Origin of the sequence: Acetobacter fabarum, from assembly GCF_029069195.1 — a bacterium.
In the GTDB taxonomy this organism is placed as follows: domain Bacteria; phylum Pseudomonadota; class Alphaproteobacteria; order Acetobacterales; family Acetobacteraceae; genus Acetobacter; species Acetobacter fabarum_A.
Window position 1 is genome coordinate 12,292 of the sequence record NZ_JARDYK010000009.1, and the last position, 23,430, is coordinate 35,721.

The 23,430-nt window shown below is 60.2% G+C and carries 21 protein-coding genes; 1 reads left to right on the forward strand and 20 read right to left on the reverse strand.

Annotation, left to right across the window (positions count from 1 at the left end):
- Positions 1 to 101 precede the first annotated feature (101 nt).
- The 10 genes from PY793_RS10620 to PY793_RS10665 all read right to left on the reverse strand — a co-directional run bounded on the left by PY793_RS10620 (position 102) and on the right by PY793_RS10665 (position 12,510).
- The gene (locus tag PY793_RS10620) at positions 102 to 3,341 is read right to left on the reverse strand and encodes an efflux RND transporter permease subunit (RefSeq protein ID WP_275178037.1); all 3,240 of its coding nucleotides are present in this window, start codon (positions 3,339 to 3,341) and stop codon (positions 102 to 104) included.
- Positions 3,342 to 3,452: 111 nt separating this feature from the next.
- On the reverse strand, positions 3,453 to 3,953 hold the full coding sequence (locus PY793_RS10625; RefSeq protein ID WP_275178038.1) for a Fur family transcriptional regulator: 501 nt from the start codon (positions 3,951 to 3,953) through the stop codon (positions 3,453 to 3,455).
- A 56-nt stretch (positions 3,954 to 4,009) separates the two neighbouring features.
- Positions 4,010 to 4,882: an energy transducer TonB family protein gene (locus PY793_RS10630; RefSeq protein WP_275178039.1), complete on the reverse strand. Its 873-nt coding sequence runs from the start codon at positions 4,880 to 4,882 to the stop codon at positions 4,010 to 4,012.
- Positions 4,879 to 5,394 (reverse strand): TonB system transport protein ExbD, encoded by a 516-nt coding sequence (gene exbD, locus PY793_RS10635; protein ID WP_275178040.1) that lies wholly within the window; start codon positions 5,392 to 5,394, stop codon positions 4,879 to 4,881. Before exbD ends, PY793_RS10630 begins: the two co-directional genes overlap by 4 nt.
- 5 nt (positions 5,395 to 5,399) lie before the next feature.
- Positions 5,400 to 6,146, reverse strand: coding sequence for a tonB-system energizer ExbB (gene exbB, locus PY793_RS10640; RefSeq protein WP_275178041.1), 747 nt, complete (start codon positions 6,144 to 6,146; stop codon positions 5,400 to 5,402).
- Positions 6,143 to 6,394: a hypothetical protein gene (locus PY793_RS10645; protein WP_342803922.1), complete on the reverse strand. Its 252-nt coding sequence runs from the start codon at positions 6,392 to 6,394 to the stop codon at positions 6,143 to 6,145. The genes exbB and PY793_RS10645 overlap by 4 nt, the downstream gene beginning before the upstream one ends.
- Positions 6,394 to 7,629: a PepSY-associated TM helix domain-containing protein gene (locus tag PY793_RS10650; protein ID WP_275178043.1), complete on the reverse strand. Its 1,236-nt coding sequence runs from the start codon at positions 7,627 to 7,629 to the stop codon at positions 6,394 to 6,396. Before PY793_RS10650 ends, PY793_RS10645 begins: the two co-directional genes overlap by 1 nt.
- A gap of 547 nt (positions 7,630 to 8,176) precedes the next feature.
- Positions 8,177 to 10,747, reverse strand: coding sequence for a TonB-dependent siderophore receptor (locus tag PY793_RS10655; RefSeq protein ID WP_275178044.1), 2,571 nt, complete (start codon positions 10,745 to 10,747; stop codon positions 8,177 to 8,179).
- A 145-nt stretch (positions 10,748 to 10,892) separates the two neighbouring features.
- Positions 10,893 to 11,894: a FecR family protein gene (locus PY793_RS10660; RefSeq protein WP_275178045.1), complete on the reverse strand. Its 1,002-nt coding sequence runs from the start codon at positions 11,892 to 11,894 to the stop codon at positions 10,893 to 10,895.
- Positions 11,895 to 12,003: 109 nt separating this feature from the next.
- A complete protein-coding gene (locus PY793_RS10665; RefSeq protein WP_035352117.1) occupies positions 12,004 to 12,510 on the reverse strand; it encodes a sigma-70 family RNA polymerase sigma factor in 507 nt (168 codons plus the stop codon).
- Between the two features lie 473 nt (positions 12,511 to 12,983).
- Between PY793_RS10665 and PY793_RS10670 the strand changes: the two genes are divergently transcribed.
- Positions 12,984 to 13,904, forward strand: a complete 921-nt coding sequence (locus PY793_RS10670; RefSeq protein ID WP_275178046.1) for a LysR family transcriptional regulator — start codon at positions 12,984 to 12,986, stop codon at positions 13,902 to 13,904.
- Here the strand turns inward: PY793_RS10670 and PY793_RS10675 are convergent.
- From PY793_RS10675 to trbB, 10 genes are read right to left on the reverse strand one after another with little or no spacing between them, the layout of a single operon-like run.
- A complete protein-coding gene (locus PY793_RS10675) occupies positions 13,870 to 14,127 on the reverse strand; it encodes a DUF2274 domain-containing protein (RefSeq protein ID WP_166116129.1) in 258 nt (85 codons plus the stop codon). The two genes, PY793_RS10670 and PY793_RS10675, sit on opposite strands and share 35 nt — an antisense overlap.
- A complete protein-coding gene (locus tag PY793_RS10680) occupies positions 14,124 to 15,326 on the reverse strand; it encodes a TraB/TrbI/VirB10 family type IV secretion system protein (RefSeq protein WP_275178047.1) in 1,203 nt (400 codons plus the stop codon). The genes PY793_RS10675 and PY793_RS10680 overlap by 4 nt, the downstream gene beginning before the upstream one ends.
- Positions 15,323 to 16,324, reverse strand: a complete 1,002-nt coding sequence (gene trbG, locus PY793_RS10685; RefSeq protein ID WP_275178048.1) for a P-type conjugative transfer protein TrbG — start codon at positions 16,322 to 16,324, stop codon at positions 15,323 to 15,325. The genes PY793_RS10680 and trbG overlap by 4 nt, the downstream gene beginning before the upstream one ends.
- Positions 16,321 to 17,004: a conjugal transfer protein TrbF gene (trbF, locus tag PY793_RS10690; protein WP_275178078.1), complete on the reverse strand. Its 684-nt coding sequence runs from the start codon at positions 17,002 to 17,004 to the stop codon at positions 16,321 to 16,323. Before trbF ends, trbG begins: the two co-directional genes overlap by 4 nt.
- Positions 17,004 to 18,425 (reverse strand): P-type conjugative transfer protein TrbL, encoded by a 1,422-nt coding sequence (gene trbL / locus PY793_RS10695; protein WP_275178049.1) that lies wholly within the window; start codon positions 18,423 to 18,425, stop codon positions 17,004 to 17,006. Before trbL ends, trbF begins: the two co-directional genes overlap by 1 nt.
- Positions 18,426 to 18,430: 5 nt before the next feature.
- Entirely contained in the window at positions 18,431 to 19,192 is a 762-nt protein-coding gene (trbJ, locus tag PY793_RS10700; RefSeq protein WP_408744702.1) for a P-type conjugative transfer protein TrbJ, read from the reverse strand.
- Positions 19,189 to 21,630 carry a conjugal transfer protein TrbE gene (gene trbE, locus PY793_RS10705; RefSeq protein ID WP_275178050.1) on the reverse strand — a complete coding sequence of 814 codons (2,442 nt, stop codon included), beginning with the start codon at positions 21,628 to 21,630 and terminating at the stop codon, positions 19,189 to 19,191. Before trbE ends, trbJ begins: the two co-directional genes overlap by 4 nt.
- Before the next feature lie 11 nt (positions 21,631 to 21,641).
- The gene (locus PY793_RS10710; RefSeq protein WP_122049981.1) at positions 21,642 to 21,920 is read right to left on the reverse strand and encodes a VirB3 family type IV secretion system protein; all 279 of its coding nucleotides are present in this window, start codon (positions 21,918 to 21,920) and stop codon (positions 21,642 to 21,644) included.
- Complete coding sequence (locus PY793_RS10715) at positions 21,920 to 22,288, reverse strand: TrbC/VirB2 family type IV secretion system protein (protein WP_275178051.1); 369 nt, start codon at positions 22,286 to 22,288, stop codon at positions 21,920 to 21,922. The genes PY793_RS10710 and PY793_RS10715 overlap by 1 nt, the downstream gene beginning before the upstream one ends.
- Positions 22,285 to 23,289: a P-type conjugative transfer ATPase TrbB gene (gene trbB / locus PY793_RS10720; RefSeq protein ID WP_275178052.1), complete on the reverse strand. Its 1,005-nt coding sequence runs from the start codon at positions 23,287 to 23,289 to the stop codon at positions 22,285 to 22,287. The genes PY793_RS10715 and trbB overlap by 4 nt, the downstream gene beginning before the upstream one ends.
- Positions 23,290 to 23,430 lie beyond the last annotated feature (141 nt).

Consider the following 23,430-nt stretch of genomic DNA (forward strand, 5'->3'; position numbering starts at 1 on the left):
AATTCGAATATTGGATGCGGCCCCACATAAAATGAGCAAAGGGCTGAAATAGCGGTCTCGCGCCCTAAATCCGACATTCAGCTTCCCCCCCATAGTTGCCGTCAGACGCTTCTATCTTTCCCCCACCGTGCGCATCGTCCCACCAGCAGATAGAGCGCCGGCGTGGTGAACATGGTCTGGGCCTGACTGACGAGCAGCCCGCCAATCAGCGCAATACCCAGCGGCTGGCGCAGTTCCATCCCGTAGCCGCCCATCAGCACCAGAGGCAGCGCGCCAAGAGCGGCGGCAAAGGTGGTCATGACGATGGGCCGCAGACGTAGCAGACAGGCCTCACGGATCGCGTCCTGTGGTGTCATGTCCCGTTCGCGCTCGGCATGGATGGCGAAATCCACCAGCAGGATGGCATTCTTGAGCGAGATGCCGGTGAGCAGCAGCATGGCGATCACCGCCATGCCCGAGAACGGCAGGCCGAACAGATCGAGCGCGATCACCGCCCCGATCCCGGCAGAGGGAATGGTGGAGAGAATGGTCAGCGGGTGCCACACGCTTTCATACAGCATGCCCAGCGTAATCCACACCGCCAGGATGGCCGCCATAATCAGGATCTCGCTGTCATGCGTGCTTTTACCCAGATCACCTTCGTCACTCTGCAGTTCGCCGTTGATGGTCTCCGGCAGATGCTGGTTCCGCCACTCCTGATCGATGATCGCCTGCGCCTGTGACAGGCTGACGCCGGGAGCCAGCTCCAGCGCCAGCGAGGCGGAACTGGCATAGCCGATATGGGTCACGGCCACCGGGTCGAGGCTGGGAGTGATGCGGGCCACGACCGATAGCGGCACCAGCGTCTCCGCCCCGGTCGCCACGGCCGATCCGGTCGAAGCATTCGCCCCACCCGCCAGAGAATTGGCGATCTGGTTCCGAAACGCCGTGGCACTCGTCGACGCAGTGGTGCTGGCCGCAGCCGATGTCACGACCCGGATGGTGTTGGACGCCGAACTGCCGGAGGCGGAGCCGCCGGACGGGCTGACCCAGAACTGCTTCAGGATTTCAGGATCGCGCTGGAAGCGATTTTCCACGGTCAGCACCACGTTATACTGGCCGTGTGTCGTGTAGACGACCGAGGCCGTGGTCTGGCCCAGCGCGTCGGACAGGGTGCTGCCGATCACCTGTGGCGTCACGCCAACGCGGGCGGCGGTATCGCGATCAATGGTAAGCGTGATCCCCTGCCCCGGCGGATCGACGTCCGGATCCACATCCGCGAATTCCGGGTGATGCCGCAGGGCTTTCTCCAGTTTCCGTGTGGCCGGCCCCAGCAGCCGGTCATCCTCGCTGCGCAGGATGTAACTCACTCCGCTGCTGTTCGAGCCCACCCGCATCATGATGTTGCCGGGCGCCTGCGCGTGATATTCGGCGTGAATGTCTTTTCCCATCCGGGCCACCACACGGGCCGCCACCTCCGTTCCCGACTCCCGCCCGGTGGACAGGTCGCGCAGCGAGGCGAACACCATGCCGTGGCTGGAGCCTTCGCCGGTATCGAGATAGGCGATGACATGGCTGACGGCCGGGTCTTCCAGCAGCACCCTGCTGAACCGCTCCAGCCGTTCTTTTGTCTGCGCCAGAGAACTGCCGCTGCCCCGCGACCCGCCCGAAACGATGCCGATATCCTGACGAGGAAACACGACCTTGGGCATACGGGTGAACAGGACCACGCCCACCAGCAGGGTCAGCGGCAGCAGCAGTGCCGTCTTGCCGGGATGGGTCAGGCAGACTTCCAGAGTGCGGCGATACGGGCTGCCTCTGTGTTTTCCATGATCCAGAAAGTCTGCGACATCCACTTCTGGATGCACGATGGTTCTGTTTTCGGCAAAGCGCATGCACAGCGCCGTCAGACAGGGTGTGACCACGCAGGACAGGACCAGCGAGACGGTCACGGCGATACCCACCGTCCCGGCAAACTCCCGGAACAGCCGTCCCGTCAGCCCAGACGCCAGCCCGATCGGCAGGAACACCGCCAGCACCGAGACGGTGATGGAGAGCAGCGTGAACGCCACCTCGCTGGCCCCGGCAATGGCGGCCTCGTCCACGGACAGACCGCGCTCACGCATGCGGATGATATTCTCGATCACCACAATGGCGTCATCCACCACCAGTCCCATCACCACCGTCAGCGCCATGAGCGAGAGATTATCCAGCCCGAACCCCGCCAGATGCATCGGTCCAAGACTGGCGATCAGGCAGCACGGCACGATGATCGCCGCCGCGATGGATGCCGTCCACGAGCGCAGGAAGACCCAGACCACGGCCAGCGCCAGAGCACAGGCGGCCAGCAGCGTCACCAGCGTATGGTGCAGGGAGGACCGGATCACCGCCGAGCCATCCCGCGCCACGGCGATATCTGCACCCGGCGGCATCAGTGTCCGCAGTTGCGGCAGCCGCGCCTTCACCGCATCGACAATGCCGACCAGATTGGCTCCCGGCTGGGCACGCACCATCAGGGTGAGCGCCGGTTTGCCGTCAAAGAACGCGGCGGCGTTCACGTCCTGCATGCTGTCCGTCACGGTCGCGACGTCGCGCAGCCGGATGGGGCGTCCGCTCTTGTAGGCGATAACCATATTGCGATAGGCATCGGCATGTTCGGCCTGATCGTTGACGGCAAGCTGCCAGCGTTGCCCGGCCATATCGATCACACCTTTCGGTGTATGCGCATTGGCCGAAGCAAGTGCTGCGCGCAGGTTCTCGAACCCCATGCCGTATTTGAAGAACAACAGCAGGTTCATTTCCACCCGCACGGCAGGCGCGGAACTGCCCATGAGCGTCACATCGCCCACGCCCTGCACCTGCAGCAGCATGGGCCGCAGGATGGTGCTCACCAGATCATACAGGTGGGACATGGGTTGCATGCCCGGTGTCACTGCAAGGATCAACACCGGCGTCGCATTCGGATTGGCGCGATGGTAGCTCGGGTCCGATCCCGGCGTGGTTGGGAGGTCGCGCCGGGCGGCCCTTATGGCGGCTTCCACGTCCCGCGCGGCGCCATTGAGATCACGGCCCAGTGCGAAGCCCAGCGAGATGGAGGTCTCGCCCCGCGTGGAAGAAGACTCCATCTGCGTAACGCCTGCGATATTGCCCAGATGCCGCTCCAGCGGGGCGGCCACCGTGCGGGCCATGACTTCGGGCGAGTCGCCGGTATTCGACGCCGAGATCGAGATCACCGGCAGATCAACATCAGGCAGGTCTGAAACCGGCAGACGGGGCAACGCCATCAGCCCCGACAGCACGGCGGAGAGCAGCAGCAGCGTTGTCGCCACCGGGCGATGGACAAACCAGGAGATAAATTTCAAGGAAGATGTCCCGTCCCTGCGGGAGGGCTCACTCTATAAGACGATTGATGCGGGTGTTTTTTCAAAGGAGCACGAAAAAATCTTCACCTTCTTTCAGCGGTTTTTCGAATCTTACCCGGCTGACGATGTAACCGTGATGGCGGCTCCCTGCACGGCCAGTCCGTGCTCAGCCGCGACCCGACGTAATACCCTGACCACTTCCGGGGCATTGCAGGCGATCTTCTGCCCCGTCCCGGCTTCCACAAAGGTAATCGCAAGCGCTGCCCTCGGCTCCGGAGCCACGCTGTAGAGCCATTGTCGGTCGGGCGTGACATCGCGGCGCAGGATGCCCCGCTCCAGAAACAGATTCAGATTGCGCTGGATTGACCCCTGTGAGGGAACGTGTCCCTGCTCCATGATCCGACCGAGCGTTTTCCAGATTTCCACCGCCGTCGCACGTGGCCCGGCTTCCAGAATGCCATGAAACAGGATGCGCCGCAGATCGGTCATTTTGATGCCGACCTCCTCGCTGCGTTCTTCCAGGCTACGCACGGCGCTACGGCTGGCGCCCATGCCGGGGCGGATTTCATTCAGGGATGGTGAAGATCGGCGATGTTCGGAGAAGGCAAGCATGGGTTTGATCCTGTCACGATCAGAGAAAGGGAATGGGAGCCAGAACGGAAAAAATCTCAGTTTCCGCCAGCGTGGATGTAGAACTCGACGGGAACCGTCAGGGTGATGGGATCCCCCGCAACACTGTCCGGCGGGATGGGTAGCGGCTGGGCACGTTTGGGTAGAGCGATGGCTTCCTGATCCAGCAGCGGATGGCCAGAAGAGCTGGCGAGTGTCACCGAAAGCACATGACCTTTGCGGTCCATGGAAAAGGTCACCGTTGGCACGCCTTCCTGATGGTCGGCCATGGCGTCGGACGGATAGCGCTTGAATTTTTCCAATTGCGCCAGCAACGCGCCCTGCCAGGTCACCGGATCATGTGACGCCTTGGAGGACGACGCACCGGGAGCTGGGGCGGCCTGTGCGGGCGCGGGCGGCGCTTCCGAAGAAGGCGGTGCTGTCGTCGCCTCGGCTGGTGGCGTCTTGTCAGGGATCGGCTTTTTGAGCACCGGCACCGGCTTATGTTTCTTGACCAGCTTCTTTGGCTTTTCGGGCTTGGGGACTGGCACCGGTGGATTGAGCGCGGGTGACGGTGGAGCCGTGATCTTGGGCGGCTCGACCGGGTCCGGATCGGGGATGGACTGGGTCTGCTGGGGGCCGGGTGGCAAATCGGTGGGCGGCGTCGGGATCGAGACCGGTTCCGGGGCCATGTCGATGGCGATCGCAGCCGGTGGTGGTTCTGGAACAGCCATGACCGGTGGTGGCAGGCGCATGATCCACCACACCGCTCCACCGCTCACCGCCAGCACGGCAAGGAAGGACAGTCCCCAGCGCAGCGCGTCCTCACGCCGGACCAGCCGCAACTGTCCGCGCTGCCACTCGGCAAAGGACATGGGAGGACTTTCGACAGTTCCGTCCTGTTCCTGCACCATGTCGGCCGTAGCACTCACGGTGTCGGTCCAGACGCGGGAGCAGCGGGAGCCGTCGGTGTCGTGGAAGACGCGCCGCCACCTGCGGGAACCGGCGTCGTTCCGGCCTCACTACCTTCTTCCTGCCCCTGCAGATTGACCAGAGCGACTTTGAGGTAGCCAGCAGACCGCAACTTATCCATCACGCCCATCAACGTGCCGTAATCGACCGTCCTGTCGGCGCGCAGGAAAATGCGCTCGTCCTTGTTGCCCTTGGTCGCACTTTCCAGCGCGCCGGGAAGCGCATCGGTGCTGATGTCATCCTCGCCCAGAGCCAGGCCATGATCGGCCTTCACGGTCAGAAACACCGGATCATCCGGACGCGGCGTGGGCTTCTCGGTCGAGGACGGCAGGTCCACCGGTACGTTCACCGTGGTCAATGGGGCGGTGACCATGAAGATCACCAGCAGCACCAGCATCACGTCGATGAACGGCGTGACGTTGATCTCGCTCGCCTCATGCGGGTTCTCATCGGTGTGGCGGATGCGGATCATGCCGCTTACTCCCCGGCAACCGAGCGGCTGTCGCGCGATGCGCCAAGCCGTACCACCTGCCCGCTGGCGGTCAGGGCCTGCATGCGCCCCAGATCACGCGAGACAAGGCGCATGACCAGTGAGGTCAGATCAGCCACCTGCGCGCGGCACGAGGCCGTCTGGCGCGCAAGATGATTGTAGATCACCACGGCCGGGATGGCCGCGACCAGACCGAGAGCCGTGGCGAGCAGGGCTTCGGCTATGCCCGGCGCCACCACGGCGAGGCTGGTGGCCTTCGCCGCCGCGATACCGGTAAAGGACGTCATAATGCCCCAGACCGTACCGAACAGGCCGATGAAAGGAGACGTTGCGCCGATGGTGGCCAGCACGCCGGTGCCACGCATCAGCCTGCGGCCCTCAGCGGCTTCCAGCCGTTCGAGATGCAGGACAATGCGCTCCTTCAGCCCCTCGCTGTCGTCGGGAATGTCGGCTGAGCGCTTGCGTTCGGTCTCGGCGGCCATGACCAGCGTGTGGGCGATACCGTTCTGGCGGGTGCCTTCCTCGCCGAGATCCAGCGTATTGGCCTGCTCCAGCGTCTGCTCGGCTTTTGTCAGCTTGATCCGCGCGCGCAGCAGTTCGACCGATTTCGCGATGAAGATCGTCCAGGTCAGCAAAGAAGCCACGGCCAGCAGGATCATCACGCAGCGGACGACCGGACCGGCGTTGAGGAACATCTCCCACGGAGAAAAGGAAATGGGGGCAAGATCGGTCATGAGAGACCTCCTTTGTTAGACGGTCGGCTCCATGCCCGGATCAGGCAGACGACAGTCACAATGAGGGGAATGGACAGAGCGACCCAAGACAGGACCAGCCAGATGCCGTGCTGCCCCAGCAGAGCAGAGAGCAGGCCGAAGATGGTGAGCAGGCCCAGCGCGATCGGCCACGGCCAGACAGCAACGGGCGGACGTGCTGCCGAAACAGGAGAGGACGGCATGGGGACTTCGGGAGAGACGGCATTCATCATGCGCGCTCCGCCAAAGCAGGCACGCCGTCCGTATCGTCCAGATCGTAACCCAGCGCCCGCAGGCGGGCATCGGTGGCGATCTTCCGTTTGCCTGCCCAAAGCACCAGACCGCTGACCAGCACGCCGATCACCACCACATCAAGCAGCGCCCACAGGATGCGCAGCGGCATACCGCCGTAATCGCCAAAATGCAGAGGGCGGGAGATTTCGAGGAAGCGCAGATACCACGGCATGGGATAGGCCCCGGTCAGCTTCCCTGTGCGGGCATCGACCAGCACCGGGGTGAACAGCCGCGCCCGCAACGGTGTCGCGCCTCGTGTCCACAGCACGTAATGCACCGGGCTGCCGAAGGACGCACCAGGGAAAGACAGGCCGGTCACTTCATTACCGGGGGCTGCCTTGGCCGCAGTCTCGAACGCAGCCTGCACGGAAGACAGATGATCCTGCGACGGCACGGGCAGGTTGGCATAAGGCCGCAAAATCTGCCGCACGTCGGTGACGCGCCATAGGCCAAACAGCGGCGTCTGGAGTTCGTTGACCAGCCCGGTAAAGCCCACGGCCGTCGCCCAGACCAGTGTGGCGGCCCCCAGCAGGTTATGCAGGTCCAGCCATGTCAGGCGCGAGGCCCGATCCCGGCGGACCGAGCCAAACGGTAGGCGCTTCATGAACCGGCCATACAGCACCGTGCCGGACACGAGGGATGCGACAAAGACACCGCCCATGAGGCCGAGAAACAGGCGACCGGGCAGATACGCGAACAGACTGACATGCAGACGGCGGCAAATGCCCATGATCAGGCCCGTCCATGTGCCGGGCGGCTTGGGTTCTGTCTCGGGTCGCGACTGTTTGAGCACCTTTGTCGTGCGGGCGTCGAACTTGATCCAGTGGCTGGAATTCCGGTCGGGGTATTTGTCGTCATCCTTCAGGGCCTGCCAGCTTGGGGCCATCGAGACGAGAACAGCGGGTTCGTCATCGTCAGGATCAACATTGGTGATGATCTGGCCGGGGTACAGCGCCTTCGCCTTCTCCACGATGACGTCCAGACTGGCATTAGGCGTGCCAGGCGGGAGAACCTCATACGGCGGGTCATCATCGCCGACGAACGTGTCCCAGATCTGCTCTGAAAACAGCAGCGGCAGCCCGGTCACGCACACGATCAGCAAGAACAACGTGCAGACCAGGCTCGTCCATTTATGGACCACGAACCAGCGGCGAAGGGTGCGGGTCGTCATGAAAACCGCACGCTCACAAATGCGTGTAAGAGTAAGTCGCAACAACAGAATACGTGCAAAACCTCGTCCCTCGCCCTTCGTTCCCGGTCTTTTCAGCCACATCACGCTCATCCGTGCGATTATGGCCGCAGGATGCTCCGTGCCGGACTTTTAACCGAAAACATTCATCTCATTATGTAAGACGATCTAAGAGATCGTATTTTCATTTTTTTGGAGACTTGGTGCCTTATCCAAAATGCATCCGCATCTTGAAAGCACACAAAACATCCACTCCCAGAGACGCTGCATGAATACTGTATAAAGCTTTATAAAACTGTCCGCTCTGCAAGCCGAATTTTGCAGGGACACCTCTCGCATCTTGCACACTTGCGGGGCACGATTTTGACATGGGTCGCCCCACGGTTGTTGCCGTGGGCAGTCCACGCATCTTGCATGGGCTGCCCTTCGAGACTTGCAGCATGCCTGCCCCACGAGTTTGGCATAGAAACGAGGGGCAAGGTGCTGAAATTAATAGGGAAAAGATGCCGTAGTTCGGGGTAGGGAAATTTCACCAGTTATACGTGAGGTTCCCGTACACGCGACGCCCTTGCCCGAGGTTACATAAATCCTGATAGCAACTTGTCACGTAATATTTATTTGTCAGATTTGATATAGCTAACTGTGCCTGTAACCCCTTGAGGCTCGAAAACTGCTGACCGAAGTCGTAATGGGCACCGATATCGAACAGGATATAAGATGGCACCTTAAATGATTCTACGTAATCCCCATATGTGGAACCAATATAACGCATACCCCAATTTACGCTGATTCCTTTGGCTATCGACTTTGGTATTGTGTAATCTGCAAACACTGAAAACATATTTCTCGGAACATAGGGCACAGCTCTTCCGGCTTCAGACCGGGTTTCAGAAGGGCTGCAGTAATCATCTACAGAATTGCACCAAGTTTTTTGCGTCAGATTCGATTTTCCAAATCTCGTATCAGTATAGCTATATGACGCAACTACGCGTAAGTTTTTAGTAACATTCGCATTGGCGGACACTTCAAATCCACGAGATCTCACTGTACCAACATCAGTCTGGTAACTTGTATGCACTGGATCCGTGATCAGATAGTGGCTCTCGGTAATGTCATATGCAGCAGCCGTTATCAGAATATCTTTATTCGGAACTTTATACTTTAAACCAGCTTCCATTTGTTTCCCTGAAAGCGGTGCAAATGGACGACCAAGATAATCAGTCGAAACCTGTGGGACAAAAGACGTTGAATAACTAAAATATGGCGTCAATCCAAAATCGAAGTTATACAGAATTCCTGCCCGCCATGTAAACGCACTTTGTGGCTGGGGGTTTGCGCTTGTGTCTTTGTAAGTTAGTTTGTGGGTTGAATTATTATCCGCCCAGCTATGAGAAGTCGCTGTTCTGTTCACCCAGTCCTGACGACCACCAAGCACGATCGACAAGCGCTTCCATTTAATTTGATCTTGAAAATATACTCCTTCTTGAAACAAGTTATAGTTACCACTCGTGAATGTGTTTTTGCAAGATGTTGAACTCGGAAGAGAGAAACAAGGGGTATAGTTTGGCTGAGGATTATAGATATTGACGGTAGTTGAATCCTGATCATTCCTATCAAAGTTAGTAGATGAGGTATAATCATAGTCACGGAAATCCGATCCAACGACCCACGTATGCTGCAGTGGGCCTGTTTTTATAATGCCGGAAAGTCTCGCATCAAACTGTATTCTATTTTGAGTTCCTTTTATCCACCATGGAACAACATATGCTGTGTTTATACTTGCTGGATAACCAAAGTACGATGTTCTATTGTCAATGCTTTCTTTATTCCATCGAAACGTCTGGCTAAACGTGACATATTTATTGAATTTATGCTGAAATAAAGATTCAAGCATACCACCTTTTATATCATTATCATTCCAGTTCGGAAGCCCAAGGTAAGTCTTACGAGAAATACGCGGGATTGCCGCGTTTGTTATCAGTGTACCACGTGCCGGATATTGGGACGCCGTTCCCTGATTGGGTGTATAGTCGTACATCCCAATAAGTGTCCACGACGTCTTTTCATCAATATCCCATGTAAGTGACGGCAATACAGAAACTTTTTTGTATTTTACGTAATTAGTCTGTTCACCTTGGGTTACTCCAAGACCGGCTATTCGAAAGCGGATATTTCCAGATTTCGTAATTTTGTCGCTGAAGTCGAAATTTGCCTGATACCGACCCCAGTTGCCAAATCCGACCGACACTTGATGCAGTGGCGTATCTGTGGGTTTTTTCAGACTCATACCTATCATACCCCCAGGCGTCGTCTGTCCATACATCACAGAAGCAGGTCCATTCACGACCTCCACACGCTCAAGGAATGTCGGCTCACCAGCAATCTGCGAAGAACTCATTAACCCATCGACAAAAAGGGTCGAGCCAAACCCACGCTGCCTGATCGAATTTTCGCTGCCATTCGCGTTTCCATCACTTTGCGTACCCAAGAACTCCGCGTATACGCCCGGCATGTAGCGCAGTGCTTGCGCTAATGTTTGTGGCTGTTGATCAATCATCTGCTGTTTGGTAATTACGTGCACAGAGTTAGGAATTTCCGTGATAGGCGTGTTGGTTTTAGTGCCCACCATGGTATTTTCAGCAAAATATCCTACGCCCGGTCCAGTTGGATCTTGATGCGCCAAGGTTCCTCCGACGCGTACAGGACCGAGTGTGATGTTGGCAGCCACCGGAACGAGCGTCACTGTGTGTCCACCTGACAAGCGATATGTAAAACCCGTTCCAGCCAGCAAACGGGACAACGCATCGGCAGGTGTCAGGCTGCCATTTACGCCGGGGCTGGTCGCATTGCGGATCACATCGGCCCGCACGGAAACCTGCCAGCCACTCTGAGCCCCGAAGGATGCCAAAGCATCACCCAGTTTCTGGGCTGGGATGTTGAATTTTTGCGCCGAAGCCTGCGCAGGTGCGGCTATAGTGTGTGCGTTCGCAGCGCGCGCCACATGCCCATCCAGACCTGCCAGAGTGGTCGTCATCAGTGCGGCTGCCAGCCAGCATGGGCGCCCTTTAGCCGCCTGCCCCGACGCAGTACCTGTTTTCATGTTCGTATCGTCTCCAGTCCGCGTCATATCCAAATTCTGAATCCGGCTTGTTGCAATTCAGACGCAACAGCAGCTTTCTGATGGAGAGACGAAACCGGGTATCCGGATCTTCAAAAAAAGTTTTCGAATTTTTGAGATCAGGCGATCAGCGCGCGGACAGAACAACAATCCAGGGCGAAATCCGGTACATCGCGGCACCCTGCGCGTGCGCAACGGCCGCAAGTGCCTCAAGCGGATCGGAAAGATTGTACACACCGGTCAACGGCTGGCGCGCAAGGTCGCCACGCAGGACAATGACACCATGGAACCAGGGGCGAATAGCCTCCACGGCGTCGCCTACCGTCCGGTCCCGCACCATAGCCCGTGCGCTCGTCCACAGAGCGACTTCTTCCGGCTCTATGTGCCGATGGGCGATGTCGAAAACACGGTCACCATGCGTCTCAACGCGTATTTCATCTCCGGCACGAAGCACTTCACGCACCCCATGTGGCGATCCGCTGCTTTCAACCTGGACTGCTCCCTCGCGAACAGCGACAGTCGTGTCCGCAGCGTTACGACGAACGTCAAACGCCGTTCCGACATCCGTGGTTTGAACTGCCCCTGTCGTCACGACAAAGGGTCGCTTCGCATCATGGGTCACCTGAAAAAAGGCTTCTCCACGCAGAAGGCGAACATCACGGCGTCCGGCAGTGAAGTGGGTCGCAATGGCGCTTGATGGTGCGAGCCGGATGGTGCTGCCATCGGCAAGCGTGACTTCGCGCTGCTGGGCGACACCCGTCATCTGATCGGCCTGCAAACGTAGCAGGAGTTCCGGACTGAAAACGCCAGCCGCCACGCAGGCCGCAGCCAGACCCACCGCCATAACAACCAGTCGCCGCCGTTTCGTCGCCCGGTTCGCCGGGAACGGCACCACCGTAGTCGCTTCCACAGGCACTGTGTCCGGTGACAATGCGGCGCCAAGCTGATCGAACATACTGTTGACGCTGATCCAGTCCCGCTCATGAGCCGGGTCTTCGGTCAGCCATGCCTGGAACCGACGCTGCAGAAGCACGTCATCAGGCGCCTCGTTCAGTGCCAGCAGCCATTCGGTCGCCTTGCGCGGTGAGGGAATGGTCCCGTGCGCCCGATCATCCTGTTCCGTAGCCATGCTCTCAGTATCCGGCGATGCTGCGGAACGCTACGGATGATGCGCTTCGCTCCCGGCCATATAGACGAACTGAATGATGCGTATTTTCAAAAAATAAATGCATATGAACTTATTCAATGCCGCCAAGGCGCTTACGACAGTGCTCAAGCCCATCCAGGACAAGGGCATGGGCGAGCCCGACAGAAATGCCAAGCTGTTCAGAGACTTCCTTATAGGTATGGTTGCCCAGTCGATAAAGCTCGACCGCACGGCGGGTGCGTTCGGGTAGTTCCGCAAGGGCGTCCTGAAGACGACGGATATTATCCCGGGCCACCAGTTCGGCCTCGGGGGACGCCCTGTCTTCCGCAATCTGGTTAATCCGATCAGTGTCACCGGCGTCATGGCGTCGACGTTCCAGATCGGCCTTGCGACGCCCATCAATGGCCAGGTTACGCACGACGCGATACAGATAGCTCAGCGGGTTTTCCCGTGGCGCGACAGCAGCAGCACATCGTACCCAGGCTTCCTGCACCACGTCTTCCGCGTTCACGCGATCACCGGTGATGGTGCTCGCGTAATTCAGCAGGGCATTACGGTGGGCGGCGTATAAGGCCAGAAACTTTCTGTCACGCGGCACTGCCTCGGGGCTCCTTCCCCGCTTCGGTCCATCTCCGTCCCTGATATCTGGCGGGCATGAAGATGTATTTAAGAACGGTTCTCATTTCCCCATACGGGAAGGACAGGATTTCCGCAACTGACTTTGTGAATGGGTCAGCTTCGCTGTCCGTCCTGCCTGTTTTTCTGAATATTTTTTGCCGGGAATCGTCCTGTCTCTATCGAGCATGAAATTTCGATTTCGCCTCACAGGGAAACACCATGAGACTGCTTTGGATGGGAACCATAACGGACCACGAACCCCCGGCCGAATGTGTATTGCAGTCGGCTCTCCCTCTTCAGACACATCGTCCATCATATGGATGATCGTGACGATGCATCACGAGCCTGCAAGTACGTGAGCATAAATCCACAAAGCAACGCTGATGCTGCGCCACTCGTATAAGCCACGGAATATTCTACGCTCTCGGCGGCACGGCCAGACTGTGAACCATCATGCGTCGACCGCCCTTTGAGTTACGTGAATTATGGATCGTCCGCGCAATCGCGGTTCATGGGAGCATTCACGGGGCGGCCCGCGCTCTGGGATACAAACAATCTGCACTCAGCCGTACCCTCCACCTGCTGGAGGGACGCATCGGAGCGTGTCTTTTCCTGCGCTCGCCGAGTGGCGCGACACTGACACCCGCCGGGACAGCTTTTCTCCAGAAAGCAAATGATCTTCTTGATGGCTCGCTGAGCCTCTACGAACAGACACGACGCTGGGGGAATGGGGAGCACGGGTTAGTAAACATCGGCATCGAAAGCTGCATTCCGCCGGGTCGGGCGTCAGCCCTGCTGGAACCCTGTCGGCATCATCAGCCCGACATTGCCTTCCGTTATCGCGAGGGCACCTGCGAGTTTCTGAGTCACCTCGTGGAAATGGATTTTCTGGACATGGCCATTACGACCCTTCCTTCGATGGACACTGTGCTGGCAATAACGCCGTTGTGGAGTGACCGGATTGTGGTGGTCGTGCCAGTCGGACATTTTCTGGCGGACCGACCTTCCGTCCGATGGACAGTTCTCGCTGGCGAGACATTCCTGATCGGAACGGACAATGCCGGGCATGAACTACATACCCTTCTGAAAGGTCGCATGAACCAGGCTGGGGCGCATCCCATTATTCACCATCATGATATTGGCAGTCTGCGCGTTATCGCCCTGGTCGCCAATGGCGAAGGGATTGCCCTCCTTCCAGATGCGTGGCTCGCCTTTCTTCCAGATGCCATGAAAAAACAGATCGTAGCGGTGGATATCGTGGATGGTGATGGCCGACCACATCTGGATTACGGTGTCATCTCCAGAAGAGACAGGTGCTCGCCCGTGACCCGACGTATCCTTACCGCGCTGGAAGATGCCCGTCGGGCACTGTAACACCTGATACTGTTCGATCACGCCGAGCTTTCTGGAATACCCGATCAGAACCTATGAATGCCCGGATCATATGGGGCAGGAGTTTTATCGGATCGGCAGGACGTCCATTGTCACGCACCATCGCTGCATAGGCCAACAGATCGCGATGCAGATCAGCAGGAAGCTGGACCGTAACACGCACGGGTCGGTCATCAGGAATTTCGGTGATGCGCAGGGTTGTCATGGGGCGTGCTCCTTTGCGTGCCAGGGTTTCAGGACAAGGTCGCGGTTGAGGACGACAGTGAATGGCAGCCCCGGCCGATCGGTAAGGGTCGGCGGCACATCCAAGCTGCGGTCGACCAGCCGGTTGCCAACCATCGAGAAGCCATTGCTGGCCCCGGAACGGATGGCCTGGGCCAGATTGTTCTCGCTCTGGCTGGTTCCGGCCTCTGATCCGACGCTCAGAAGCGTGGTCACGATGGCGGCCTTGAAGAGCTGGCCCCAGTGGTTGTTCACCTCATCGGACAGGCCGGACTGGCCGATGGCGTCGCCACCCGGCAGCTTTTCCAGCACGAGGCTGTCACTGTTCGGGAAAATCAGCCGGGTCCAGATGATCTGGGTCCGCTGCTGTCCGAAAGAAATGCCACTATTATACGCCCCGAACAGCAGGCTCCCCTGCGGGATCAGCAGATAGCGGCCGGTCGGGCTGTCATAGACGTTCTGTGTCACATGGCCGGTAATCTGACCCGGTAGGTCGGAACTGATTTTGGTGTTCAACGCCCCCGCGATCACGGTGCCTGCCTGCAGGACGTAGGGTGAGGCCGGGGGCATGATACGATCCGGGCTGACGGTCATGCGGTCGGGCTGTCCCGCCAGAAAGGCACGGTTGCCAGATTGTGCGTCGGTCGCGGGAGACGGGTTTGTCTGGGAGGCAGAGGCACCCGATGTGGACGGAGCAGCCTGTTCGTTGCCCCGGTTCCGGTCCCCCGTCTGCACGAACAATTTGCTGGCGATCGCAGCCTCCATCTCCTGCGCGGCGCGGCGATCATCGCCCCCGGACGCGACCTTTCCCTGCTCCTGTGCTTTCAGGATGGTATGCCCCAGATCACCGGGCAGCGCTGGTCCCAGCTTCGGCACATCCTTGCCGACATAGTCGGACGGCAGCACGGCCAGACCATCAGCGGACGAATGCGCATCCGTGTCCTGCACCTCCGTCGAGGGGGGAGCGTGATGGCTGCTTTCCAGCGCATAGCCCAGAGCAAACGCCACCGCGATCATGGCGACACCTCCCAACGACCAGACGACGGTGCGCGACAGCCGCACCACACGCGGGCGTTCCGCCCGCAGCCGCAGATCGGGTGGTGACGGCGGGGCCGCAGGGGGCACGTTTTCCGTGCTGCCATCACCCCTGTCATCCCGTTCTTCTTCCTGCCCGTCCGTCATGAGTGCCGTCCATCGGTGCGCACGATCCGCACACGCTGCTCGGAGTGTTTGTCTCCCAAGCGCAGTTCGGCAGCGGCAAACAACCGATCTACGATCATCCAGTTCTGTCGGACCCGGTAATTGACCAGTTCCGGCCCGCCATCGGCTCCCAGCACGAAGAGCGGCGGCAGTTCCCCCTGCCCTATCCCCGATGGAAAGGCGATATAGACCTTGTGACCATCATCGAACGCTCGGCTGGGAAGCCAGGGCGGTGTCCCGCCTTTCACCGGCTGGATGGCGTAGCGGAAATTCAGGGCGTCGAGAGTGAGCCCCGTTTCAATGGGCGCCTCGTCATCGGCAGCGCTGTCCTGCCGGTGCAGGGCGATCAGGTCATCCTCGGGGTAATTCCACGATACCGACGCCATGTAGGTCGCGGGGGTGGAGTGCAGTTCGGCCAGATAGGTGCGCCGGTCCGTGTTGACGATCAGGTTGGTGGTCAGATCGGGCCGCGTGGGTTTGACCAGAATATGGATGCGTTTGGTCGTCCCTGCCCCGCTTTCTGTATCCCCGATGATCCAGCGTACCGTATCCCCGGCGGCGACCGGCCCCGTGCCCACCAGCTTCTCTCCCTGCTGGAGCATGATATCGGTAATCTCACCGGGCGCGGTGTAGACCTGATAGAGTGCGCCCGGAGAATAGGGATAGACCTGCACCGCGTTGATGAACCCGGCGCGCGTGGGCTGGATGCGCGCAGCCAGATTGGCCTGGGTCACGCGCACGGTCGGATCAGGAACGTCCGCTGGTGGATGGATCACACGTCGGGCTGGCAGCGGCTTGAGTTGCCCCGGCAAGGGAAGCGGTCTGGGGACTTCAACCACCTGAACCGGCTTCGGTGGATCGGGAAGTCTCGTTGCGCGTGCGGCATCGTCATAACGGATGACAGGCGGGTGATACTGCTGCGCGCAGCCCGCCAGAGACAGGACCAGCAGTGGCAGAACACGAAGCGCACGACGGATCATTGACCAAGCTCCTTCGACCAGTTGATGGCGGAGACGTAGATGCCGAGGGGATTTTTACGCAGATGATCCGCATCGCGAGGCGTGCGCAGCACGATGGACACGATGGCGGTCCAGCGTTCGGTGCCCACAAAAGCCCCATCGCGATAATGACGCTCGGTCCAGGCGACACGGAAACTGTCAGACGAGGCGCGGATCACCGAGGCGATGTCCACCTCGACCTGCTCATGCCCTATGCGTGAGAAGGGATCGTTGAGACGGGCATAGTCGTTCAGCGCCACAGCACCGGACGTGGTGGTGAAATCATAGGCCCGTAGCCAGTTGTGCCGGACCACAACGGCATCGGACGACAGACCACGGACGTCTCCAATGAACTGCGCCAGATACCACGCGATCTGTGGATCGGCGGGCGTATAACCCGCTGTCGCCGGAGCCACGACCTGCGCTTCCCCCAGACGGTCGACCTGCACGACCCACGGCACAATCGTGCCGCGCGCGGACTGCCAGATCAGTCCGCCCCCAAGGCCCGCAGATAAGAAAAGGCTACCGAAGGCCGTCAGCCGCCAGTTGCGGGCCTGCACACGGGCGGAGCCGATGCGCTCGTCCCATATCTGTGCCGCTTTCTGATAGGGTGTCACGGGCTCGGGCGTGGTCCCGTAGCGTGTGGTGGAGCGACGGAACATCATTCTTTCTCCGAGAGGTCGATGGATGCCGACCCGCCTCCGCCATCGGCGGAGCGGATGACATGAGCCGCCTCGGCGGCATGGGCTGCGGCATTGCGACGTTTCATGTTCCGTGCCCAGCGGGGTGGCTCGCCGCCGGTTGTCGGACCGGAACTGCCACCACCGTCGGGACCAGACGGACCAGAACCGGCGGGGCCGCCACCCGTGGGGTCACCACCACCGGATGAACTGCCGTCACCGCCATCGCCCGTTGGACTGTCGCCCCCCATCCCGCGCGCGGCCCAGCGTCCGCCGGCGGCGTAGCTTTCCTTGAGAGATGAACCTGCACGCGAGGCCGCCCCTTTGGCGGCATTCGCGATATTCCCGCCGACAGCCCGGCCCATGCCTCCGATCCCGGCCGCCATGCTGCCCGCGCCGCCAGAGGTGCCGGCCGCCCCGGCCGAATAGGCGGACGTGGCGGCCCCGGCGATCGCAGCCCCGCCACGTGCGGCAGCGGCGGTTGCACCGATAGCTGCGGCACCGCCAGAAGCGACGGCTCCAACGCCCGCTACGGCAGCAGCACCCATGGCGCCCACCGCCATGCCAGTGCCGACAGCGGCCCCTGCCCCAAGCTGGGGTGCGCCGGAGATCAGACCGTTGGCAATACTGCCGCCAAAAATGGACAGGCCGACAATTGCCAGAGAAGCCAGCACCACCGAGGTCGCCTGTCCAACCGTGGGAGCAGCATCGCCATAAGACGTCGCAAACTGCCTGAAGAGCACGGAGGCGATGGCGGAAATGACCGCCAGCACCATGATCTTCACACCCGAGGACACGACATTGCCCAGCACCTTCTCCGCCAGAAAGGCGGTGCGATTGAACAGGGCGAAGGGGATCAGCACGAAGCCTGCCAGCGTCGTCAGCTTGAATTCGATCAGGGCGACAAAGAGCTGAACCGCCAGAATGAAGAATGCCGCCAGCACGATCAGCCAGGACAGGCACAGCACGAAGATCTGGATGAAATTCGTAAAGAAGGCGACTGGACCAAGCAGATTGTGGACAGAGTCCAGAAGCGGCTGGGCTGCATCGAAACCGGTCGAGGCCAGGCGGCCGGGACGCAGGAAATCCGAAAGTGCCAGCGTACCACCGCTGGCTTTCAGACCGAGAGCCGCAAAACTGTCGAAAACGATCTTCGAGAGCGCATCGAAATCGTTGATGATCCAGGCGAAGAACCCGATATACAGCGTCTTCTTGACCAGACGCTGGATGATGTCCTCATCCGCAGCCCACGCCCAGAACAGCCCGGCAAGGGCGATATCCAGCACCGACAGCGTTCCGGCCAGAGAGATCACGTTCCCTTTCACCAGACCGAACCCACTGTCGATGGTGGTGGTGAAAGTGTTCAGGAAGGTATCGATAACGCCAACGTCGCTCATCGCCATGGCGGTCAGTTCCCGCTGCTGCCGAACATGGACACGGTGCCGGGCACGTAGGCGTCATGCTGGGAGAAATGCTGATACTGCGCCGCGCTTTCGGCTTCCGTGGCGGCCTCGCGCGCCTGTTGCAGGGCGGTGGCGCGGCCATTGGCGGCGAGTTCAGCCTGAATGTCGGACAGTTGCCGGGATTGCAGGGCGAGAAGCTGGTTCCCGGCCTGAGCCGCCTGCAAGGCTCCCGTGGAGGTCTGGCTGGCGGACACGAGCTGGGTCATGGCCGAACTGTCGCTGGGGATGTTCCCTACCACCCGCGCCTGCAGCTTCAGGGCATCCTCGAACCCGCCGACAGAATTCTGCCAGCGTGTCTGCGCCTGAGAAAACAGGGCGCTGTCAGACATACCCGACGAGACAGATGTGTACGCCTGCTGATACTGCTGCTCGACCGATTGCACGCTGTAGGCAATATTCTGCGCCTGCGCGAGGAGTGCCGTAGTCTGGGAAATCGTCGATTGCAGCGTGGACAGGGTCGAAAGCGGCAGGCTCGTGAGGTTCTTCGCCTGGTTGACCAGCATCTGGGCCTGATTGGCCAGTGACGTGATCTGGTTGTCGATCTGCTGAAGCGTGCGGGCCGCGATCAGCACGTTCTGGACGTGGTTCGCCCCGTCATACACCGCCCACTGGGCGTGAGCCGGTAGCACCGGCATCGCCCCAACACCCACAGCCAGAGCAATCGGGAGAATTGCAGTGCCCCTGTGGCGGCTGAACCTGTCCATCATGACAAGCGTCCGTCCCGCAGAAGGTCAGCCGCCCATGACACACCACGCGCCTCGAACCAGGCCGGCAGAAAGCCGTCACGCCCGTGTTCCTCCAGCACCGCATCGATCAGCCTGTGGTCGTCCTTGCCGGATGCCGCGCACAACGCCAGCGCCACCGGACCGAGGCCGAGTTCGAACAGCCGGTTGCCGCGCTGGGTCTGGCAGTAATATTCCCGCTTCGAGGCCGCGCGGGCGATGATGGCGATCTGGCGGTCATTTAGACCAAAGTCGCGATAAATCGCCATGATCTGCGGCTCGATGGCGCGCTCGTTGGGGAGGAAAATCCGCGTGGGGCAACTTTCCACCACCACAGGCGCAATAGGTGAATTGGCGATGTCAGACAGGGACTGGGTCGCGAAAATCACCGACGCATTCTTTTTGCGCAGGGTTTTCAGCCATTCTCGCAATTGGCCGGCGAAGTTTCCGTCATCCAGAACGAGCCATCCCTCGTCGATGACCAGCAACGTCGGGCGACCGTCCAGACGGCCTTCGATGCGGTGGAACAGATAAGACAGAACGGAAGATGCCGCGCCGGAACCAATCAGCCCCTCGGTCTCGAACACCACCACATCGGCATCGCCCAGTCGCTCGGCGTCCGCATCCAACAGACGCCCATAGGGACCACCTAGGCAGTACGGGGCCAGCGCCTGTTTCAGCGCGTTGGACTGGAGCAATGCCACCAGTCCAGATAGGGTGCGTTCCTGCAAGGGTGAGGACGCCAGGGAATTCAGCGCTGACCAGAGGTAGGACTTCACCTCCGGGGTAAGCATTACCCCTTCACCGACCAGGATCTCTCCCAGCCATTCACTGGCCCATTTGCGCTCGTCCGGGTCGTCAATCCCGGCGAGTGGCTGGAGTGAGACGCCGCTGCCCTGTTCTCCCGATGGATGATCATCCGTCAGCCCACCGCCGAGGTCATGCCAGTCACCACCCATACCAAGTGTTGCCGCCCGCATGGAGCCACCGAAATCGAAGGCGAAGATCTGCGCGCCCACATACCGGCGAAACTGGAGCGCCATCAGCGCCAGCAGGACAGATTTGCCAGCGCCAGTCGGTCCCGCGATCAGCGTATGACCCACATCGCTGGCATGGAGAGAAAACCGGAACGGCGTGGCTCCAGCGGTCCTGCCGTAAAACAGCGGCGGCGCCTTGAAATGCCCATCCCGGTCCGGCCCTGCCCACACAGCGGAGAGCGGGATCATATGCGCGAGGTTCAACGTCGAGACCGGAGGCTGACGGACATTGGCGTAAACATGGCCGGGCAGGCTCCCGAGCCAGGCTTCTACCGCATTCAGACTTTCCGTCATGCAGGTAAAGTCACGGCCCTGGATGATCTTCTCGACCAGCCGGAGCTTTTCGGCCGCGATGGAGGCAGAGCCGTCCCAGACCGTCACGGTCGCGGTAATGTAGGCCTGCCCCACCTCGTCGGCACCGAGGGACTGCAAGGCCAGATCGGCATCGGCCGCCTTATTGGCGGCATCGTTGTCCACCAGCACCGACGCTTCGTTGGTCATTACTTCCCTGACAATGGCCGCGATACTCTTGCGTTTTGCGAACCACTGACGCCGGATTTTCGTCAGAACCTTGGTGGCATCGGTCTTGTCCAGAAGGATGGCGCGGGTGGACCAGCGATAGGGCATCGCCAGCCGGTTGAGGTCGTCCAGAATTCCGGGGAAGGTCCGGCTCGGGAAGCCTGTGATGGTTAGCGTCTTGAGGAAGGCATCGCCGAGCTTCGGCTCCAGACCGCCCGACAGCGACTGATCCACTAGCAGGGCGTCCAGATGCATGGGGATTTCCGGCACCCGGACACGCTGGTTTCGGGTGGAAATGGTGCTGTGCAGATAAGTGAGCGTCTCGCCGTCATTGAGCCATGCCGCCTCGGGCATAAATCCGTCGAGCAGGGCCAGCATCCGATCCGTGCGGTCCACGAACGAGTGAAGCATGCCATGCGGGTCCGGCCCCTCGCGCTCCCTGCCCTCATAAAGAAACCGCGCGGCCCGGTCGGAAGATTCAGCCGGGGGCAACCACACCAGGGTGAGGAAATACCGGCTTTCGAAATGCGCGCCCTCATCCTCGAACTGCTCCCGGCGTTCCAGATCAACCATCTGACTGGCCGCATCGGGAAAATCGCTTTCCGGGTAGATCGTGGCAGGCACACGCTGCGCTTCCACGAACACCGCCCAGCCGGAACCAAGACGTCGCAGGGCGTTGTTCAGGCGCCCGGTCACACCGACCAGTTCCGCTAGCGTGGCACTATCCAGATCAGGACCGCGTATTTTTGCGGTACGCTGAAAAGAACCGTCCTTGTTCAGGACAACGCCCTTTTCGACCAGCGCGGCCCAGGGCAGGAAATCGGACAGGAGAGAATTTCGATTGCGATATTCACCAAGGGACATCATGGCCGATCCCCCTATGCCCGCAGCCAGGCGGGGTAGCGGAGATGCCGCCGCCCGACCTCAATGAACAACGGATCACGCTTCGCACCCCAGACCGCGAGCGTGTGCCCCACGATCCAGAATGCCGCGCCGATCAGCCAGAGGCGCAGACCCAGCGCGATCGCAGCCGCCAGCGTGCCATTGGCAATCGCCACGGCGCGGGGCGCCCCACCCAGCAGGATCGGGTCGGTCAGCGAGCGATGCACCGGGACATGAAATCCCGGCACCGCGTCATCGTCGTATCCGGCGGCCATCAGATCAGTGCTCCGCCGGAGAAGGAGAAGAACGACAGAAAAAACGAGCTGGCGGCAAAAGCGATGCTGAGTCCAAAGACAATCTGGATCAGGCGACGGAAGCCACCGGATGTTTCCCCGAACGCCAGGGTCAGACCAGTCACGGTGATGATGATCACAGAGACAATCTTGGCCACTGGCCCCTGCACGGATTCCAGAATCTCGTTGAGCGGGTTTTCCCACGGCATGCCGGAGCCGGACGCCCAGGCCGATGACACGAAAACCAGCGACAGAAGCATGGATGTTCCGAACACGCGGATATCCGGCATGAGATGGTCGGGACGTGCAACAGCGCACACGATGGCGCGCAGACGTGAAGGCGGCATCATGATGACTCTCCATTGTCAGAGCTGGATGTTTTGGAAGAGGGCAAGCTGACCGGACGGATGCGATAGGCTCCCGTCACGGGATCGAGGCCGTCGATTTCTGCCAGTTCGGACAGGCGGCGCGCCGTACCGCGTCCTGAAAGCACGGCGATGACATCGATGGTTTCCGCGATCAGCGCGCGCGGAACGGTGACGACGATTTCCTGAATCAGTTGCTCCATGCGATGCAGCGCGCCGATGGCGGTGCCAGCATGCAGCGTGCCAATCCCACCGGGATGCCCCGTGCCCCACGCCTTGAGGAGGTCGAGCGCCTCCGGGCCACGCACCTCGCCGATGGGAATACGGTCAGGGCGCAGCCGTAGCGCTGAGCGGACCAGTTCGGACAACGTGACGACACCATCACGGGTGCGCAGCGATACGAGATTGGGCGCCCGGCATTGCAGTTCGCGCGTATCCTCGATCAGCACGACCCGGTCGTCGGTTTTCGCGACCTCGGACAGCAGGGCATTGACCAGCGTGGTCTTGCCGGTGGATGTGCCCCCCGCGACCAGAATATTTTTACGGTCAGCAATTGCCTGGCGCAGATATGCCGCCTGCCCTTCTGCCATGATCCCGGCTTCGACATAATCGTCGAGCGTGAACACAGCGACGGCGGGTTTACGGATCGCAAAGCTGGGTGCCGTCACCACGGGTGAGAGCAATCCCTCGAACCGCTCACCGGTCGGCAATTCCGCCGACACACGTGGAGCTGCCTCGTGAACCTCCGCTCCAACGTGATGGGCCACCAGTCGCACGATGCGCTCGGCATCGACTGGCGTTATCCTGTCGCCCGTATCGCCCAGCCCCTCGGACAGACGGTCAATCCACAGCCTGCCATCGGGATTGAGCATCACTTCGATGATCGCGGGATCAGCGAGGTGCCGGCCAATCGCTGGCCCCATCGCCGTGCGCAGCATGGATATGCCGCGCTGTCGGGCACCGTTTTCAATGGATGTAACCACCATGGAAGCCCCCGGCCGTTCAGGTCATCCGGCCTTCCGGACAACGACGGGGACAATTAGAGAGTGCTGCTTTCTCCCGATTTCAACAGTATTTTCCTACGATCGTACAGGATCGTAGGGGATGCGGTTTTTACTTGCGGATTG